This is a genomic window from Spongorhabdus nitratireducens (assembly GCA_947387575.1).
Classification (GTDB): Bacteria; Pseudomonadota; Gammaproteobacteria; order Pseudomonadales; family Endozoicomonadaceae; genus CANDOC01.
Map to the genome: position 1 here is coordinate 95394 of CANDOC010000014.1, position 18655 is coordinate 114048.

Genomic DNA, 18655 nt, shown 5'->3' on the forward strand with positions numbered 1-18655 from the left:
CTGAGCGCGGGCATCAAGGGGTATAAGTACCCGAAAAGTCTTTTCCGGGTACTTATTTTTGGTGGAAATGCCGTGATTTTGAATTTTTACATCAGCGGCACACCGGCTCAGATGTCCAGCTGAACGTTATCAATCAGGCGGGCACGGCCCAGCATAGCGGCAGCCAGAATGACCAGTTTGTCATCCTTCAGGGTGGCGGGCTGGAGGGTGTGACGATCGACAATATTGAAGTAATCCGGCTTGAATCCAGCCCGGGCCAGCTTGACGAAACCGTCCCGATGAATGGCGTCATAATTACGCTCACCGGCCAGAATCTGCTCACGGGCTTCACTGATAACCTGATATAACAATGCAGCTGCATTGCGCTCATCAGCAGTGAGGTAGCCATTACGTGAGCTCAGAGCCAGGCCGCTGTCCGCACGGGCAATTGGTGCACCGACGACTTCGATAGGCATGCACAGGTCTTCCACCATCTTGCGAATAATCGCCAGCTGCTGGAAGTCCTTCTCACCAAATACCGCTACATCCGGACGCAGAATATTGAACAGCTTGCAGACAATTGTCGCGATACCGGTAAAAAAGCCGGGGCGGCTGCTGCCACAGTGCATGCCATCCAGTGCATCAACCCGCACTACAGTATGGTGCTCGGCACCTTCCGGATAGATTTCGTGAGATGTAGGCGTGAACAGCAGGTCCACACCTTCCTGAACCAGCAATTCCTGATCCTCTTCGAAAGTACGGGGGTAACTGTCGTAATCTTCGTTAGGACCAAACTGGAGCTGGTTGACATAAATGCTGACAACCACATAGTCACAGCGCTTTTTGGCTTCACGAACCAGAGACAGGTGACCGTCGTGCAGGTTACCCATAGTCGGTACGAAGCCAACCTTTTTGCCCTGGGTGCGAACCGTGCTCAGCACATCCTGTACGTCGGCAATGGTGCCAACTGTTTTCATCGAAGTTTCCATGGTCATCGGTCTTTCTCTCAGTAGCTGTGTTCCGGTGCCGGATATTCACCGGACTTCACTGCGGAAACAAAGCGACCAACTGCATCCTGAACGGAACTGGCGCCTTCCATAAAGTTGCGGACAAATTTGGCTTTGCGGCCCGGGGTCAGATTCAACATGTCCTGCGTGACCAGAACCTGGGCATCGGTGTCCTTGCCTGCACCGATACCAATAACCGGAATGGACACAGTTTGGGTCAGTTCACGTGCCAGATCGCTGGGCACGCATTCCAACAACAGCATCACAGCACCGGCCTGTTCCATTTCCTTTGCCAGCTGAATCATTGCGGTCGCCTGTTCAACATCACGACCCTGAACCTTATAGCCACCCAGTATACTGACCAGTTGAGGCAACAGTCCCAGGTGAACACAAACCGGAATGCCGCGCTCGGCCATCGTTTTAACGGCCGGTAGCAACCAGCGATCACCTTCGATCTTGACGATCTCGGCACCGGCCTGCATTAGGCGGGTGGCATTCTCTAGCGCTTTTTCTTCAGTCGATGCACTCATGAATGGCATGTCGGACATGATCATGGTGTCTTTTACACCACGGCTTACACAGCGAGTGTGATACTCGATATCGTCCATGCTGACATGCACGGTGGAATCCTTGCCCTGCATAACCATGCCGAGTGAGTCACCGACCAGCAGAACCTCAACACCTTGCTCATCCAGCAAATGTGCGACAGTTGCATCATAAGCAGTAAGGCAGGTGAACTTTTCTCCCGCAGCTTTACGGGACGCAAGTGTATTAAGAGTGACTTTTGGCATAGAAGGTATAACCAGAATTAGTGGTATAACCGGTGTTGGAAAGCCGGATTTGATGAAAATCGCAGATTAGTGCTGATATAAGCCGGATGCAAACGCTTTTTCACAGGAGTTTCCCGCTAATTAAGGGCTTCCGGCTGAAAAAATCAGGTGAGGGGTTTCCAGTTTTTACCGGGAAGGTTGAGCCCGGAACTGTCACAGTCATCAAGTAATGACTGTAATGACGTTCCATCCGGCATCGTGAAACCGGGTTGAGTAATGTCCGCCAGTGGGTGCAGCACAAATGAACGCCAGTGCATTTCCTTGTGGGGAACAATCAGGCGTTCAGTATTAATTGTGCTGTCTCCGAACAGCAGAATATCAAGATCCAGGGTGCGTGAACCCCATCGGATCAGGCGTTCACGTCCGAACTCAAGTTCAATACGCTGTAGTTCGTCCAGTAGCTTCTCAGGTTCCAGTTCGGTACTGAGAGCTACTGCAGCATTACAGTAATCCTCTTGCTCACCGGGACCTACAGGACGACTGGCGTATAACTTCGAAACTGCAAACAGCTCGGTTTTCGGTATTCGGGCAATGGCCTGAACAGCTCCTGTGAGCTGTTCGACCGGGTTGCCCAGATTAGCGCCCAGACCAACATACGCAGTAACAGCCATAACTTACTCCGGCGACTTGTTCTGGGACGAACCCTGCTGACGTTCACCACGATTATTACTATGGCGATTTCGGGAACGGTAGTTCGGATTCCGGCGCCGACGTCGACGGGGCTTGCCGGGATTATTCATGTTTTTCATCAGGCCGCCACGACTGTCTTCGTCCGTAGCCTGAATCTCGGTCCACCAGTGACCGATGTTGCCCAGGTCTTCGCCAGAGTGTTCCCTTAACAGCAGGAAGTCATACGCTGCCCTGAAACGCGGATGCTCCATCAAACTGTTCACGCGGCGTTTGTGAGGCTTTTCCAGTCGGCGCTGCATTTCCCAAATTTCCCGAACCGGAATCGAGAACCGCTTGGGAATGGTGGTATGACCATTCTGGTTATCCAGTACGATGGAGGCCGCCTGTTGCATCGCCGGTACCGGAGGGATTCCCTGAGCCACGATATCATTGGTCAGGCGCATCATTGGATGCCACAACATGGCCGCATACAGGAACGCTGGAGTGACAGGGCGATCTTCCTGTACTCGCTGATCAGTATTGCGCAGGGCCTGAATAATCAGGTCAAGAGCCTGCTCGTTATGGGCCAGATGATGCTCTGTGGCAGGGAACAGATAAGAAAACAGTCCATACTGACGCAGCATATGGAAGGTCTGTTCACCCTTGCCTGTCTGCAGCAGCTTCAGCACTTCATCAAACATGCGAGCTGCGGGAATGTCACTCAACAGGTGAGCATACTCAGCAATAGGCGCCGATGTGGCCGGCTCAATGGTAAAGCCCAGTTTGGCGGCAAAGCGCACTGCCCGTAACATCCGTACCGGATCTTCATGATAGCGGCGTACCGGGTCGCCCATCAGGCGAATGACTTTGTCCTGAATGTCACGGATACCGCCAGCATGGTCATGAATACTGAAAGTATCAGTGGTGTAGTAAAGAGCGTTGATGGTGAAGTCGCGACGAGCTGCGTCTTCTTCAATGGTGCCGTACACATTGTCCCGCAGAATACGGCCATTGTCGGAATGATGAGAGCGGTCTTTGCCGTGATCACCGGTGTCGTGTGGCGCACGGAAAGTCGCTACTTCGATAATTTCACGACCAAACTGGACATGTACCAGCTTGAAGCGGCGCCCGATAATGCGGGAGTTGCGGAACAGGGCTTTTACTTCTTCTGGTGTGGCATTGGTTGCCACATCGTAGTCCTTGGGCTGAATGCCAACCAGCAGGTCGCGGATGCAGCCGCCGACCAGAAACGAGTCATAACCCTGACTGCTGAGCCGGTACAGCACTTTCAGGGCATTATGGCTGATCTGCTTGCGGGATACCGGGTGCTGATCCCGCGGAATAATTTTGACCCGACCGGACAGGCAGACGGCATTTTCGGGGGGATGAGGGCTGATTTCTTCGGAAGGCACTTCATTTTCCGTGGAAGAAGAGCTGAAAAAGCTGGTGATCCAGCTGAAAAAACGATTACTCCACATACGTCCTGTCTGTTTTTTCAAAGATGAATAAAAGGTTCTTCATCGGGAGTATTCAGGCGTTGTTACCATGGACACATAACAGTCCATTTTCACCAGGGGTGGCGAAATAGGCACTGTACTGCCTCTGGCAGTGTGCAATACGTGATGAATTGAATCGAGATACTGGAGGCAATGATAGCATTATGATTTCCTCATATGAATTGGCTTCACTTGCGTGAAATCAGTGTCAGGGTGCGACTATCCTGATCCAACCGGAAATCAAACAGCCCCAGAATATCCATTCCAAGTAAACCATCTGCTCCGCTGCCATCATCCAGCGGCAGTTCTGCTACATCCAGATCGCGAAGTTCATAGCCACCCAGCTGGAGTGTTTTGATGCGATAAAGATTGGTGCTGCGAATGCCGTTAGCCGTACTGAGTCTTACCTGACCAATCCGGCGGGCATTGCCGGTGCTGGCCAGTCGCTGCAATAAATAGGGTGGCAGAGTGGTGACACTGGCACCGGTATCAAGCAGCAGGTCCAGTGGTTGCCGGCGTCCGGCCAGAGTGGTCACAATAAAGTGTTGTCCCCAGGGTTGTAGAGGGATGGCTCCGGACGTGGTGGATTCGATTTCTGGTGATGGTAGTAGAGCCGCCAGTAGATCCCGGGCTTTCTGACCGAAGACTGGATCTGATTCCAGTAGCTCCAGTTCCTGAATGGCGGAGTCCGGGCTGCCAGTCTGCAGCCAGGACTGGGCCAGGGCAAAGCGATAGAAACTGTGATCAGGCTCGACAGTAGCAAGCTGCTGGAACAGCGGCAATGTCTGATCCAGCTTCTGTTGCCGCTGATATTGCTTAAATAACTCTCGGGCCAGCCGGTGAATCTGACGGGTCTGGCTGGAAATACGGATTTCATCGGAAGTGAACTGGCGGGCGCTGATGCGGACTTCCAGCGCTCGCTGTAACTGGTTCTGCTTTTCTAATTGGGTTGCATAGCGTTCCAGCAAAGGTTGGTCGTCATAGTAGTACTGAGTAAAGTACTCCAGTACTTCAAGGCCTTTGGGGCTTTTTTCCATCTGGTCGACCGTACTCAGCAGGGCTCTTCTTAGATGGAAAAAATCAGGGCTGTTGTTACGCTCATGCTGCTGATAGAGCAGCAGAGCATCTTCCAGACGCAGCTGATGCAGTGAAGTCAGGAAAGTTACCTGATCGTCAGTAAGGCGGGTGGCAATATGGGATGATGGCGCTGAGTGCTGAGTGGTACCCAAAATCGGCTTTTTCTGGACCATCAGTACCGAGTGATCTATTTGTTGGCCGGTAGCCTGTTCAGATCTTGAAGATGCACCGGGAAATAGCTTCTGCTCAATCAGATTGGCTGAAAGATCTCCGGTATCACTGAGCTGCTGATAACCATTCAGGTACCAGCCGGTCATGATACCAAGGACATACAATATCAGAGAGAAAATAAAGGCACTGGCAAATCTCAAGGGCTCCACCTCGTTGAACAAGTCTATCCTTTGACCTGTCTTGCAGCGCAGGGTTCTTTCAGTCTAACAGCAGCGGATGGAGGTGGTCACTTTTTATGTACTGATGCAATGATCAGGAAGGCCGGCTCAGGTCGTCGCTGTGGCTTTACGGCGGGGAATGCCAAGGCGCTGGCGCCGCTCCCAGAGGCATTTACGGCTGATCCCCAGCTTTTTGGCCAGCTGGGTTTCGGTCATATTGTCCTGATGCTCGAGGACGAAGCGCTGGAAGTAGTCTTCCAGTGTCAAGCCGTCAGAAGATTCGTTGACGAGCGTTGCAGAGTTGGATTGGACCGGAGTACTGTAACTGCTACCGGGCTGTTCGAGGCCCAAATTGTCCGGCACGATAATATCGTCTTCACAGAGAATTGTGGCTCGTTCAACGGCATTCTGCAGCTCACGCACATTGCCTCGCCACTGGTGCTGACTAATGGCGCTCAGAGCTTCAGGAGAGAACATCAAAGGCTGACTACCACTCAGCTCGACCTGGCGCTGCAACAGCTTTTCAGCCAGCAGTACCACATCATCGCCCCGCTCCCGTAACGGTGGAATATAGAGTTCTACCACATTCAAACGGAAATAAAGATCTTCCCGGAACTGGCCCTCCATAGAGAGCTGTTTCAGGTTACGGTGGGTTGCGGCGATCAGTCGGACATTAACTTTGTGAGACTGAATGGAACCTACCCTGCGTACCTCGCCTTCCTGAAGTACCCGCAGCAGTCGAGCCTGGGCTTCCAGTGGTAGCTCACCGATTTCGTCCAGAAACAGGGTGCCGCCATCTGCAGCGGTAATCAGGCCTTCGCGGGTGCTGGTGGCACCGGTGAAAGAGCCTTTTTCATGACCAAAGAGTTCGGATTCAATCAGGGTTTCAGGAATAGCCGCACAGTTCACCGAAATCATCGGTGCTTTTTTGCGCTGGCTGTTGTTGTGCAGTGCCTGAGCAACCAGCTCTTTACCGGTTCCTGATTCACCCTGAATCAGAACAGTAGCATTGGTCGGAGCAACTTTATCTATACGGCGAAACAGTTCCTGCATCACGGTTGAGCGGCCAATAATATTGGCGTAGTCGCCTTTGCCGTCTTCCGTTTTAGTGGCAGATGTTGCAGAGATATTGTTTGCGGCTTCGGGAGGTTCTGCCATTACTTCAGCCTGACGCGCCAGGATAGCATTAACTGAAGTCAGCATTTCATCATGATCGAAAGGCTTGGCAATATAGTCGACAGCGCCCATTTTCATGGAATCAACAGCAGATCGCAGGCTGGCATAGCTGGTCATAATCAGCACAGGTGTCGTGCTTTTGCCAATCAGCTCGGTGCCTGGTGCACCGGGCAACCGCATATCACTGATAATCAGGTTAAAGTCAGTTAACTCATACCTTTCCAGTGCTGCATCGACAGAGCCTGCCTCATCCACTTCAAAGTCATTACGTTCCAGCAGGCGTCTGAGAGAGGCGCGAATAATCGTTTCGTCTTCAACGATAAGAATATTCCCCTTGCTCATACTTACTCCTGTTGTATTTGTAATTTATGGAACCGCGCTGTGCATTCTAACCTGAAATATTGCAGCGGGCACAAGCCTTTATTCAGTTACGTAACGCGGCAGGCGTACGGTAAAGCGAGTGCCGGTTCCTGCTTCGGTATCAACCGGACTTTCTACCCGGATGCTGCCGAAATGTTCTTCCACCATTCGGTGAACCAGCGCCAGCCCCAGTCCGGTGCCTTTACCGGGTTCTTTGGTAGTAAAGAACGGCTCGAACAGACGGCTCTGGTTTTCCTTGCTGATGCCATGCCCAGCGTCAGTTACAGCAATATCAACTGACTGTTCTGACAGCCTGGAAGTAATGCTTATCTCACCACTTTCCGGTGAAGCATCTGCCGCATTGCTGAGCAGGTTGATAAAGATTTGCAGCAGTTTCTGGGCATCACCCAGTACACAAACGTCAGAGTCGCACTGATTACGGAACTGGAGGTTGTGGTGTTTTGGACTTAAAGACAGCAGTGCAATAGCCTCATGAATGACGGCATGCATGTCCACCGGTTCCTCCTTGCCAAAATTAGCTGCAGAACCACTGTGAGCAAAATTCATCAAAGAGCGAAGTATAGTGCTGATACGCTGGGTCTGTTCCAGCATCTGGGATGCAACAAATTTGACATCCTGCTCGCTCGACAGGGCTTTCATCTCTTGTGCCAGACAGCTGATAGCGGTCACCGGGTTGCCAATTTCATGGGCAACACCTGCCGCCAGTTGACCAATAGATGCCAGCCGTTCGCTGTGTTCCAGCCGCTGTTCCAGTGACTGGGCTTCGGTCAAGTCTTCCAGCATGATGATGTAACCCTTGTCACCATCACGGTCCTTGATGATAGTTTTGTGCAGGTTAAACCACAGGTGTTTGCCACCTTGGGTGATGTGCTGGTTATGTTCATGCTTGCTGTTGGCATTGGTAAATGCGATCAGCATTCGGCTCCAGGGTTGGGGCAGTTCGGATATTAACAAACCATTGGCGTCGTCAGACAGAATACCGGTGGTATCGGTCATTGCCTGGTTCCACATCAGGATTTCACCCCGTGGACCCAAAGAGCAGACAGCCATGGGCAGCTGGTTCAGAATTTCACGGTGATAGCGTCGCAGCTGATCCAGTTGTGCTGCCAGCCCGGTAAGCTCTGTCTGATAAGTTTCCAGCCGGCTTTCTATAAAATTGATATCAGCGGTCTGGAACTGCTCTTCAGTTTGCCAGGGTAGTGCCCGGGTAATGATATCTCTGGCAACGCTTGGACCCATCAAGCCTGAAAGGTTGGCTTCAAGCTGGTCCCGCAACCGTCGCAAGGCATAGGGGCGGGTTTCTGTGGGGGACATCTGCAGATCCTGCAGTGCCCGGGTCATTTCCCTGTTGGCAGTTATTACACCGAGTGGAGCCGATAGAGCCTGTTCAAACTGCTCGACAGACCCTGCAGCAGGCGTACGGTGTTTGGTCAGGGTCATTTGTTCAACGGCGCAGGCTTCAGCGGCCATGGCTTCTTCGGTGGACTGTGTCGTCAATCTGGAAACAACAATCATCACCAGTCCGTTGAGTGTTATTGAAGCCAGTGCAGCGTAATACCAATTCGAATCCAGGCTCATATTCAGCCCGTGCCAGCTGAAGAAAAGGCCGGGGCTATTCGTCAGAACCGGATACATCAGGGTCAATGCCCAGACGGTAAGGCCGGCAAGCAGGCCACTGATGAAACCCTGTCGGTTAGTCTGGGGCCAGTAGAGCACTGCCAGAACTCCGGGAAGAAACTGCATGCCGGCTGCATAAGACAGAATGGCGAGATCAGTAAGATCCTCTTCGCCACTCTGCATCAGATAGTAGAAGGCATAATTGGCGATAATCAGAACTGCAACCAGCACCCGGCTGGTCCACTGCAGCCAGCGGTAGATATTGACCTTTTTTGAAGGTTGATAGACCGGCAATATCAAATGGTTCAGCACCATGGAAGACAGTGCCAGGGTACAGACAATGGTGACACCACTGGCAGCAGAAACACCTCCCAGGAAAGACAGTGCAATCAGAGCAGGATTATCCAGTGCCAGACCGACTCCCAGAGTGTAAAACTCGGGGGCAGTGTCAGCGTTCAGAGCCTGTCCACCCCATAGAATCAGGGGTACTGCCAGGCTCATAAGCAACAGCAGTAAGGGGACAGCCCAGCTAGCGGTGTTGAGAAAGGCCGGTTTGATATTTTCGGTGAACAGCATATGGAACAGATGCGGCATTACAATCGCTGCGGCAAAGAACATCAGTAGCAGGCTGCGCCACGGACCATCCTTGAGCTTGGCCTGCATTCGACCCAGAACCTGAGGATTTTGGGCCAGCCACTCGTTGAGTCCACCGAGGCCGTCAAAAACCCCGAACAAGACCACCCCACCGATAATCAACAGTGTTGTCAGCTTGACCAGACTTTCAAAAGCAACGGCTGTTACCAAACCATGATGCTTTTGCCGGTCAGGCATATGACGAGTACCGAACAGGCTGGCGAACAGCACCATCAACAAGCAAAAGCCGAATGCGAAGTGCTCAGGCGCCGCTGTGTCCGGATCAAGAATATGGATGCTGTCTGATACCGCCTGAATCTGTAGTGCGAGCAGCGGCAGCAGGGATACCAGCAAAAAAATGGTTGTTAAGGCTCCGGCCCAGCTGCTGCGAAATCTAAATGCGAAAATATCGGCGAGTGACCGCAGCTGCCAGTTACGGGTAATACGAAGCAGGGGCGACAGCAGTACTGGTGCCAGTAAAAAAGCCCCACTGACACCGAGATAATAACTGAGAAAGACATAGCCATACTGATAGGCCATACCAACCATGCCATAAAAAGCCCAGGCACTGGCATAGACACCCAGCGACAGAATATAAGTGGCAGGATGGGTGGCAACCTTGCGTGGAATCCAGCCCTTGTCGGTGCTCCAGGCAATAAAAAACAGCAGACTGAGGTAACCGAACGTCAGTAGTGTCAGAGATGAAACATCAAAACTCATCGGTCCCTCGCTTAACCTGCAGCACGTAGCCGGCAAAAATCATAATCAGCCACAGAAGCCAGGGGCGATACCAGTCATTACTCGTCTGCAGCCACCAATCCATAATGGCTGGAGAAAAGAGGTAAATGGCAATAACAAGCAGCAGGACCAACCGGTAAAGGTACATGGCAGGCTATCGTACAGTTATATAACAAGCGCCATGTTATAACGGTATTCTGGGGGCGTATAGTGGTATTTGGTTGTGCTGGGGGTGTTTGTGCGTAAGCGGTTGGTGTGGATCAGAGTGTAATCCAGTACACCATATCACCCGGGCAGAACGCACCGAGAGTGTCGCGCACCAGTTCACTGGCTTGCATATTGTGTAACTTTGCAGCCCAGGCCACGTCTTTTTCGAGATTCTGACGAATATACCAATCAGGGAAAGCACTGACCTGATCATCGTTATAGGCGATGGGCAGGGTGATACCGCTTGGAATCATATTCCGGCGGCTGGCAAGAGCCCCTTTGCACTGGAAGAACAGTTGTTCTGCCAGCTGTTTGCGCTGACGAAGATAAAGAATCGTTTCGTCTTCATAACGTGACTCGTAGGGTCGCATCATCTGATTAAACTGCTGCTGGCGACACATCAGGCTGGCACCTGGATGCTGTGGGCCATAAGGTGAATTGGGGCTGCCAGCCATCATGTTACAGTTCTGGGCAATCTGCGATTCAGTATCCAGTCGCATCTGGTGATACCACATCGCGTTTGGTCCCATCTTGTGCTGGGCTGCGATAACTGCGTTATAGAACAGATTTTCATCGGGCTTGAAGCAGTCCTTGCTGCCCATTGCCGATACCGGTGCCTGCTGCACAATATTGGGCACGGTATTGATTTCAATATGACGCCGGCGACGTACTTCCTGACAGCGGTTTTTATTCATGACACCCGGATTCATCATGGCCATGCCCATCGGCTGTCTGGGCATGAGCTGGGGTTGCATCGGGTTTGATGGATATTGTTGAGCTGCTACTTGCTGGCCGGCACTGTGTGTGGGGGCATATGTCGGTGCAGGTTGTCTCTGTGGCATTGCCTGTACGGCGGGCATATCCATACGACCCTGAAAGCCGGAAGACGCCTGATTGTCATAGCCAGTGTTATGGTTGCCGTAATTGTTTATGACCTGTGGTAAAGGTGCTGAAGGCTGCCATGTTCCATATTGCGGCTGGGCCGGTTGCTGCCAGGCGGGCTCTGCATATCCTGTGGCGCTGCCGGTAGAAGACGGGAGGGCATTCGTATTGTACTGCTGGTTGTAACCGGTATTGGTAGCCGGCTGTTCCCATGCTGGCTGGTTATAAGCATTACCACCGTAACCCTGATGCTGCCTGGCAGGTTGCTCAAAACCTGATGTATTTGCGGACATCTGATGGCGGTTATCGGGCATGGCCTGCCCGGTATAACTGTTCTGCTGGGCCGCCGGGCTATTGTACATACTGTTGTTCATATGCCCGGAGCTAGCTGCTGACATATCGTAGGCAGAAGGTGATGGTTGGTAGCTGCCGTGATCTGAGTAACTGGAAGTGCCCTGCTGCATACTGCCATATTGGCTACTGCTTGCTGGTGGCTGGGCGTAGCGTTCCTCTTCCGTCAGCATATTCTGGCCGCTGCCAGACTGATTCATACTGTGATAGCTATCAGCCATACCGGTATCGATACGCTCACCCGTTTGCATGTTGTAGGTGCTGTGGGGTGGCTTGGCATAGCTGTCTGAATAGCTATCTACAATATGGCTGTCTTTAAAGCTGTTGCTATAACCATCTGTATTAGATGGCATATTTCCCTGTTGATAGTTGTTGTAGCTGCTGTCTGTCAGATGGGAATTCATGCCGCGTGACATATCGGCAGGCATGCTGTTATTCATGCCCTGGCTGTTCTGGTAGCTGTTTTGATAGTTGTTATATTGCTGAGGCTGGTACTGGCCTGAATGGTCATTCATCCCGCCCTGCATGGCATCATTGTAATGACCATTGGTCTCCATGCCCGCATTGCGATTGTACATTCCCTGCATTGCCGGCTGACTGCCATAGGTGTCCGGAGTAGCAGGATAACCGTTTGACGAGTAGTGATCCGTGGCGTACTGATCATAGCCTGCAGTATTTGCATAAGGATCAGACTGTACGTGCCGTGCGTTTACCGGTGGCTGGTTCAGGTTGTAGTTATCATATCCATTCGCTGCCATGCCTGCTTGCATTGGCATATAAGGCATCTGCGCACCGGGCATACCGGGCACAGGCTGCTCACCGGTAGCCTGAAAGCTGACTGCCAGTGGAATGGATAAAAGATAACGGTATTTCCTGAAACAACGCATTATGCAATCCTTGCCATCGCGTTTCGGAACTCTGGCCGTTCAGGGTTATGACTGCTAGATAACCAGCTACAACAGGTTTCCGGAGTTCACAACGGTCAAACTGCCAGAACGAAATTCGCTCTTACCGTTTATTCTCATCGGCATCTTGTGATCAATCTGCAGAATGTTTTGCGGATTATTGGTGTTACTTGAGGGGAATTCCCATGCGGGAAGGAATCGATTCGATATTCCAGTGATCTACTGACCATTGGAGCAGGGTTTCGACAGTCAGGTCGTAGACTGATTCGGGTACCGGTTGGCTCAAAGCCTGAAGAGCTCTTACAAGCAGAGGTAAAGGATTGTCCAGAGGCAGGGCGTCAGCATGGTTCTGTTTGCTGAGCTTACTGCCATTGTCATTCAGGATGACGGGCAGATGAGCATATGCAGGCTCTGAAAAATCTAATAGTTGTCTGAGGTATTGTTGGCGTGGCGTGGAGTCCAGCAAGTCACTGCCGCGAACAATATCAGTAATACCTTGCTCCGCATCGTCAATAACAACAGCGAGCTGGTAAGCAAATAAACCATCCTTTCGCAGCAGTATTGAATCGCCAATTTCATCAAGGGGAAATGCCTGCTTACCCTGAATTCTGTCGTCAAACGTTACAGTCCGGGTTGGCGTTTTCAGTCGCAGGGAATAAGGCTCTTGAGGGATCTCAGAGAGGTGCCGGCAAAAACCGGGATAACGCCCCTGGTAAGGCGTCAGCTTTTTCCTGCTGCAGGTGCAGGAATAGAGCAATTCTCTTTGTTTCAGTTCATCCAGTGCAGCCCTGTAAGCTTCACTGCGATTGCTCTGATACATCACCGGGCCATCCCAGTGTAAGCCGTAGGCGTCCAGTGCCCTCAGAATCGTATCGGCTGCACCGGGCTGTTCTCGGGGCGGATCGATATCTTCCATCCGGACCAGCCATTGACCACCGGCAGCTCTGGCATCCAGATAACTGGCCAGCGCGGCAACAAGCGAGCCGAAATGAAGAGGTCCGGAGGGAGTAGGGGCAAAACGACCGGTATAGGAAGTATCCGGAGAGTTCATCAGGGGGGAAGGCGAGAACAAACCGGGCTCTTAAGAGCCCAGTTGTTTTTCCTTGATCTCGGCCAGCGTCTTGCAGTCAATGCAAAGTGTGGCAGTCGGGCGTGCTTCCAGGCGGCGAATACCAATATCTACGCCACAGGAATCACAGAACCCGTAATCATCATCTTCGATACGCTGCAGGGTCTGCTCAATTTTCTTGATCAGCTTGCGTTCCCGGTCACGGGTACGCAGTTCCAGGCTGAACTCTTCTTCCTGGCTGGCACGGTCTGCCGGGTCCGGGAAATTGGCAGCTTCATCCTGCATATGGTTAACCGTACGGTCAACTTCTTCCATCAGCTCCTGCTTCCATGACTGCAGAATGGCAGTAAAGTGCGCCATCTGCTGGTCATTCATGTACTCCTCGCCTTCTTTTTCCATATAAGGCGTGTAGCTTCTGAGCAGGTTGCCAGATTCGGCTTTTTTCTGTGCTGACATGGTCACAGCCTCTTCAACCTAACCTTGTTTACGAGCATCCTTCGGGAGGCCTGCATTCCCTGTTAACCTGACATAATGCCATAACTGGAGATTCAGGGAAGCGCAGAGGCTACCAGAACACTTTCCGATGTGCCATACCCGAAACTTGACATGGATCGTCCGCTGGCGCAATAAGTGGCAACCAGTTTGTTCAAACGTGACTTTTTCGGGTTGTGGCGTCAAGGTTGGAGCTTGACCGGTAATTCCCGAGACAACTCCATACCTTGGGCAGACAGTTCAGACTGCCATGCTATCACTTCAACGCCGGCGCTGAAGACTTCCCTGAGCAGTTTGCCATATGCAGGATCAATATGATCGGCAGGGCTGACCTGAGAGATACCTGTATGCTGAACACAGAAAAGCAGTACGGCTCTGCAGCCAGCCTGCTTCATCTTTAACAGCTCGAGCAGGTGCTTTTGCCCCCGGGTGCTGACAGCATCCGGGAAAAAGCCATGGCCTTCAGCTTCTTCCAGTGTGACACTTTTGACTTCGATATAGCAATCAGTCTTGTTGTCGTCTGAAAGCAGAAGATCAATCCGGCTGCTGTCGCCGTATTTCACTTCACGCCGCAACTGACCATAACCGCGGAGGGCGGGTATTGTACCTGCGGTTATCGCTTCTTCAACCAGTTTATTGGCCTGACCGGTATTTACACAGGCAGTAATTCCCTTTCGGGTTTCTACCAGTTCCCAAGTATGACGATATTTGCGTTTGGGATTACCTGAATCAGAAAACCAGATTCTGCTGCCCGGTTCACCACAATTCTTCATTGAACCGGTGTTTGGGCAATGAATCGTAAACTGCTGCCCGTCATCGGTTTCGATATCGGCCAGAAAGCGCTTATAACGCCGGATCAGACGACCGGACTGCAAAGGCGGTTCAAATTTCACTCGGATATCTCGGCGTAAAGAACACCATCTTTGACCTCAACCGGCACAGCTGTCAACGACTGGCCACTGCAGGGCCCCGCGATGCACTCTCCGGTTTCAATCAGGAACTCGGCGCCATGGTTGGCACACATAATCAGGCGTTGCTCCTTATCGAGAAATTCATCCGGCATCCATTCCAACGGCACACCGATATGGGGGCAGCTGTTGCGGTAGCCATAGAACTGCCCGTCCTTGTGAACGACCAGAATATTGTAGTTATCGTCACTGAAGCCTTTGGCTCCGGGATCCTGAATATCTGACGACTGACAGAGTTGAATCACGATGTTGTTTTCTTTTTTCTGAGAGAAATGAAATGTTTAACAGATCGTCAGCCGGTTTGCACTTTATCAGGTGACTCAGGACAAGGTTACAGGGGGATGCAGCTTGCGCCGCCATATATTGCCCATTAAAATTGCTGCGCCCAATCCGGGCAGTCATACAGGAAACAGTGCGTGAACGATACCGACCAACCTCCGAGTACACACTCGGGAAGCGAAATGACCCGCTAACGGTACCCGTGCACTTTCCTGCCGGGACCTGTTCTTGAGTCCCGGGAAAATTCCTTTCTCGTTTGCTTCCCAGCATCACCACCGGCCTGATGCCAGTGGCTGATATTAAAATCCGTGCTGCGTGCCAGTTGCTGATAAACAGTAGATGACTGTTTTCAGCTTTCTGTTTTTGCTAGAGCCCATTACAGCTCCTGCAGGCTTACTGTTTTATTCGCAACCAGACAACAGAATAACAGTGTTGGCATCAGCTTTATTTTCGATCCCCGGCCGGTCGAGAGGTTCGCTATGGGAATCATGGATTTTGCTGGTGTTGAACAGCATACCAATGAACATCGTTGCTTTAATCTGCAGACTGCCGTTACCGGTCTGCACCAAATGTCCCGGGATGATCAGGTCCGGTTTCTGATTGATCTGCCCGTAGCTCAGGCGGTCGAGGTACTGGCAGAATTTCCGTTGAAACAAGTGCTGAAACTATTGGACCGGATGGAAGAGCTGGGTGAAGAAGTCTTGATGCGCCAGCTCAGCACACGACTGGGACTGATCAGCAGTGAAGCGGAGCCTACAGGCCACTATCTGCAAAACAGTGTCATGACCCATGTACGTGAACGGGTTGGCTGGATTATCGGCCTGGCATTGATGGGAATAGTGTCCGGACTGATTATTTCCCACTATGAAGATGCATTGAGCAGCCTGGTATTGTTGGCCGTTTACATGCCGGTTGTTGCGGCAGCTGGTGGTAATACCGGCTCACAGGCTGCAACACTGGTTATCCGCGCGCTGGCAACTGATGAAATCAAAACCGGGAACTGGTTGCAGGTGATGTGGAAAGAGTTCCGGATTGCGCTGGTTATTGCTGCTGTGTTGTGTGCGGTGATTATCGCCCGGGTTGAATTATTCAGTGATGGCACAGTACTGCCGGCCGGGATTGAACTGGATCATATTGCAGTGGCTATCGGGATTGCGCTGGCTGTACAGGTGGTACTGTCGACAGTTGTTGGCGGGGTTTTACCTCTGCTGGCCAGAGCCTGTCATCTTGATCCGGCAGTACTGGTCAGCCCGGTGCTGGCGTCTGTTGTCGATATTTCCGGTATGCTGATTTACTTCTTTACTGTAACCCGGCTGTTGGGGATTGGCGGATAAATGTGCTCTTAAAGACGAAAGCGATCAGTGTGCCACTGAACTACTTTCGTCTTTTTATTTCTACTTACTGCGCCAAGGTGAAGTAGTGCTTGATGAAGGTGGAGATCAGAAGAGACTCTTGAAGAATTTCTTTGCCTTGTTTCCAAAATCCTTGAAGCCTTTATCAACTTTCTTGCCAAAGTCTTCAAAGCCTTTTTTGGCTTTTCTGCCAAAATCCTCAAAACCATTTTTGACTTTACTACCAAAGTCGTTGAATCCGTTCTTTATTTTTGAACCCACATCATCAAAGAACTTTTTGACGGGTTTGGCAATGGATACAACTTTTTGACCGACATCCTGGCCCCATGATTTGATTTTAGTACCAATCGATTGAAATCCAGTGGTTATTTTCTGGCCAGCAGTCTCGAACCCCTGCTTGATAGCAGAGCCGGCTGTCTGAAAGGCTGCCCGGGATTTGTCACCAAAGCTATTGAATGCTTGCCCAACCTTGGTGAATCCACCCCGGATTTTAGTACCCCATCTGTTGAACTCCTGGTTTACGGTTCCCCAACCCTTTTTTATTTCACTACCCCAGCGGTCAAATTCATTTTTTGTCGCTGTCAGGCCTTTATTGATCTCTCCCCCCCAGCGCTTGAACTCGTTACTGGCTGCATTCCAGCCTTGATGTATTGCTCCTCCCCAGCGGCTGAACTCTGTGGTGGCTTTGTTCCAGCCTTTATTTATTTCTCCGCCCCAACGTTTGAATTCGGCTCTTGTGGCATCGAGCCCGGTATTGATTTTTGCTCCCCAGCTTTTCACCTCATTACCAAAAGCTTGTACTCCCCGGGATGCATTCTGGGCAAAGCTGTCATATGTCTTTTGAATTTTCTGACCCCAGGCAGAGGCTTCTCTGGCAACCTGCTGCCCGGCCCCCTTCAGCCCGGATCTGATACTTTTGCCGACACCAATACCGAAGACTGTTGCCAATACGGGATTACTGGCGACTACAGCTTTGCCAATTCGGGCCAGAGCACTTTGGTTTGATGCTTCAACCTCTTTTGATCCGGTTGAAATGTTTTTACTGTCGTTATCAATATTCTTTTGGTTGTGGGCAAAGGACTCGTTCACTCTTCCCGAGTCTTCCCTGCTTCTGATAACCGGCTTGGTGACACGACGGTGGAAAACCTTCTGTCTGATTTCCCTGTGCTGAGATGAGACTTCCCGGTCAATTTTCTTCAGCTGTTCATTAATCGTGCTTAATGATTGCTTCACCTCCCGCTGAAGATCTGCAGTTTCCTGAGGAGACAGCTGCTTCTGTCCGATCGCTGCAATACTCTGGTTAATTTTTTCCAGCTGTTGCTGTACTTCCTTGCGACCCTGGGATAATTGCTGGCGAGTATTGTGGTCAAGCTGTTTAACAGCCTGTTGAGCGTTCTGCAGACCCTCTTTGATTTTATTCTGGGTGGCTGCAATATTCTCACCCATGGTTTTGGCGATATTTGCTGCATCACGAGTGGCATGGTGCATCACTTCGGTTGAGAATTGAGTGACCCGGGCCTGCTCTGCACCCCACTTCTTCATTGCCAGGCCTGCAGCTTGAAACCCTTTTTGGATACTACTGCCAGCTGTTTGAAAGTCATGCTGTAGCTGTTTGCTTGCTGCTACAGTTGCTCCACGGGTAGCTTTACCACTGTTTACTGCTTCAGCGAATGCTCCTGCCAGTCCTTTATTCATTTCATTGCCTGAGACCATCAGGCCGGCAACGGCTTTTTGTCCGGCCTCCTGCATCCCGGCCTGTAAAATATTGCCAGCATTTGCCATATCTTTCGCAGCACTGGAAAAAGCTGTGGTGAGACTGGAGCCAATCAAATCACCAGTGCGACCGATATGGTCTCCAATCCGGTGTAAACCGCCTTCAACCTGGGCGACAATTGGTGAGCTTACCGCCTGAATACTTGAAGCAGTAGCTGTGCTGGCGGCGTTGGCTGTAGCAGTCGAGGCGCCTTTCAGGGCTTTTGATAACTGTGCGGAGAGGTCGGGAAGATTAAAAGAGGATATCCTGCCAAGGCTGCGACTGAAGCCGCCAATATTTTGACGCAGGCCGGTAAACTGTTCAGTGGATTGAGGGCCCTGTGTCTGATCGACACCACCGACACCGGTAATTCCCTGAGTATTTGGCCTGATTTCCATATCATTCCGACCGGCAATATGTCCGGGCTAACCCTTTCTGATCATTAATTATTCAGTTTAGCGCGTA

General features: G+C 51.4%; 14 protein-coding genes. 1 reads left to right on the top strand and 13 read right to left on the bottom strand.

The window, feature by feature from the left end; all coding sequences use genetic code 11:
* Nucleotides 1-107 precede the first annotated feature (107 nt).
* The 12 genes from panC to ACYZZ0_RS21575 all read right to left on the bottom strand — a co-directional run bounded on the left by panC (nt 108) and on the right by ACYZZ0_RS21575 (nt 15051).
* Nucleotides 108-956: a pantoate--beta-alanine ligase gene (panC, locus tag ACYZZ0_RS21520; protein ID WP_461538726.1), complete on the bottom strand. Its 849-nt coding sequence runs from the start codon at nt 954-956 to the stop codon at nt 108-110.
* A 29-nt stretch (nt 957-985) separates the two neighbouring features.
* Nucleotides 986-1777: a 3-methyl-2-oxobutanoate hydroxymethyltransferase gene (panB, locus tag ACYZZ0_RS21525; RefSeq protein ID WP_461538727.1), complete on the bottom strand. Its 792-nt coding sequence runs from the start codon at nt 1775-1777 to the stop codon at nt 986-988.
* Nucleotides 1778-1920: 143 nt separating this feature from the next.
* Nucleotides 1921-2427 carry a 2-amino-4-hydroxy-6-hydroxymethyldihydropteridine diphosphokinase gene (folK, locus tag ACYZZ0_RS21530; RefSeq protein ID WP_461538728.1) on the bottom strand — a complete coding sequence of 169 codons (507 nt, stop codon included), beginning with the start codon at nt 2425-2427 and terminating at the stop codon, nt 1921-1923.
* A 3-nt stretch (nt 2428-2430) separates the two neighbouring features.
* Nucleotides 2431-3903: a polynucleotide adenylyltransferase PcnB gene (gene pcnB, locus ACYZZ0_RS21535; RefSeq protein ID WP_461538729.1), complete on the bottom strand. Its 1473-nt coding sequence runs from the start codon at nt 3901-3903 to the stop codon at nt 2431-2433.
* A 206-nt stretch (nt 3904-4109) separates the two neighbouring features.
* Nucleotides 4110-5369 (bottom strand): aspartyl protease family protein, encoded by a 1260-nt coding sequence (locus tag ACYZZ0_RS21540; protein ID WP_461538730.1) that lies wholly within the window; start codon nt 5367-5369, stop codon nt 4110-4112.
* Between the two features lie 126 nt (nt 5370-5495).
* The gene (locus ACYZZ0_RS21545; RefSeq protein ID WP_461538731.1) at nt 5496-6905 is read right to left on the bottom strand and encodes a sigma-54-dependent transcriptional regulator; all 1410 of its coding nucleotides are present in this window, start codon (nt 6903-6905) and stop codon (nt 5496-5498) included.
* A 78-nt stretch (nt 6906-6983) separates the two neighbouring features.
* A complete protein-coding gene (locus tag ACYZZ0_RS21550; protein ID WP_461538732.1) occupies nt 6984-9914 on the bottom strand; it encodes an ATP-binding protein in 2931 nt (976 codons plus the stop codon).
* Between the two features lie 278 nt (nt 9915-10192).
* Nucleotides 10193-12259: a hypothetical protein gene (locus ACYZZ0_RS21555; RefSeq protein WP_461538733.1), complete on the bottom strand. Its 2067-nt coding sequence runs from the start codon at nt 12257-12259 to the stop codon at nt 10193-10195.
* 184 nt (nt 12260-12443) lie between these two features.
* Nucleotides 12444-13349, bottom strand: a complete 906-nt coding sequence (gluQRS, locus tag ACYZZ0_RS21560; RefSeq protein ID WP_461538734.1) for a tRNA glutamyl-Q(34) synthetase GluQRS — start codon at nt 13347-13349, stop codon at nt 12444-12446.
* Nucleotides 13350-13358: 9 nt separating this feature from the next.
* On the bottom strand, nt 13359-13802 hold the full coding sequence (dksA, locus tag ACYZZ0_RS21565; protein ID WP_461538735.1) for an RNA polymerase-binding protein DksA: 444 nt from the start codon (nt 13800-13802) through the stop codon (nt 13359-13361).
* A gap of 218 nt (nt 13803-14020) precedes the next feature.
* Nucleotides 14021-14731, bottom strand: coding sequence for a DNA/RNA nuclease SfsA (sfsA, locus tag ACYZZ0_RS21570; RefSeq protein WP_461538736.1), 711 nt, complete (start codon nt 14729-14731; stop codon nt 14021-14023).
* Complete coding sequence (locus ACYZZ0_RS21575) at nt 14728-15051, bottom strand: Rieske (2Fe-2S) protein (RefSeq protein ID WP_461538737.1); 324 nt, start codon at nt 15049-15051, stop codon at nt 14728-14730. Before ACYZZ0_RS21575 ends, sfsA begins: the two co-directional genes overlap by 4 nt.
* Nucleotides 15052-15564: 513 nt before the next feature.
* On the opposite strand from ACYZZ0_RS21575, the gene ACYZZ0_RS21580 reads away from it, so the two are divergent.
* A complete protein-coding gene (locus ACYZZ0_RS21580; protein ID WP_461538738.1) occupies nt 15565-16419 on the top strand; it encodes a magnesium transporter in 855 nt (284 codons plus the stop codon).
* Nucleotides 16420-16524: 105 nt separating this feature from the next.
* Here the strand turns inward: ACYZZ0_RS21580 and ACYZZ0_RS21585 are convergent, their stop codons facing one another.
* Complete coding sequence (locus tag ACYZZ0_RS21585; RefSeq protein ID WP_461538739.1) at nt 16525-18588, bottom strand: hypothetical protein; 2064 nt, start codon at nt 18586-18588, stop codon at nt 16525-16527.
* Nucleotides 18589-18655 lie beyond the last annotated feature (67 nt).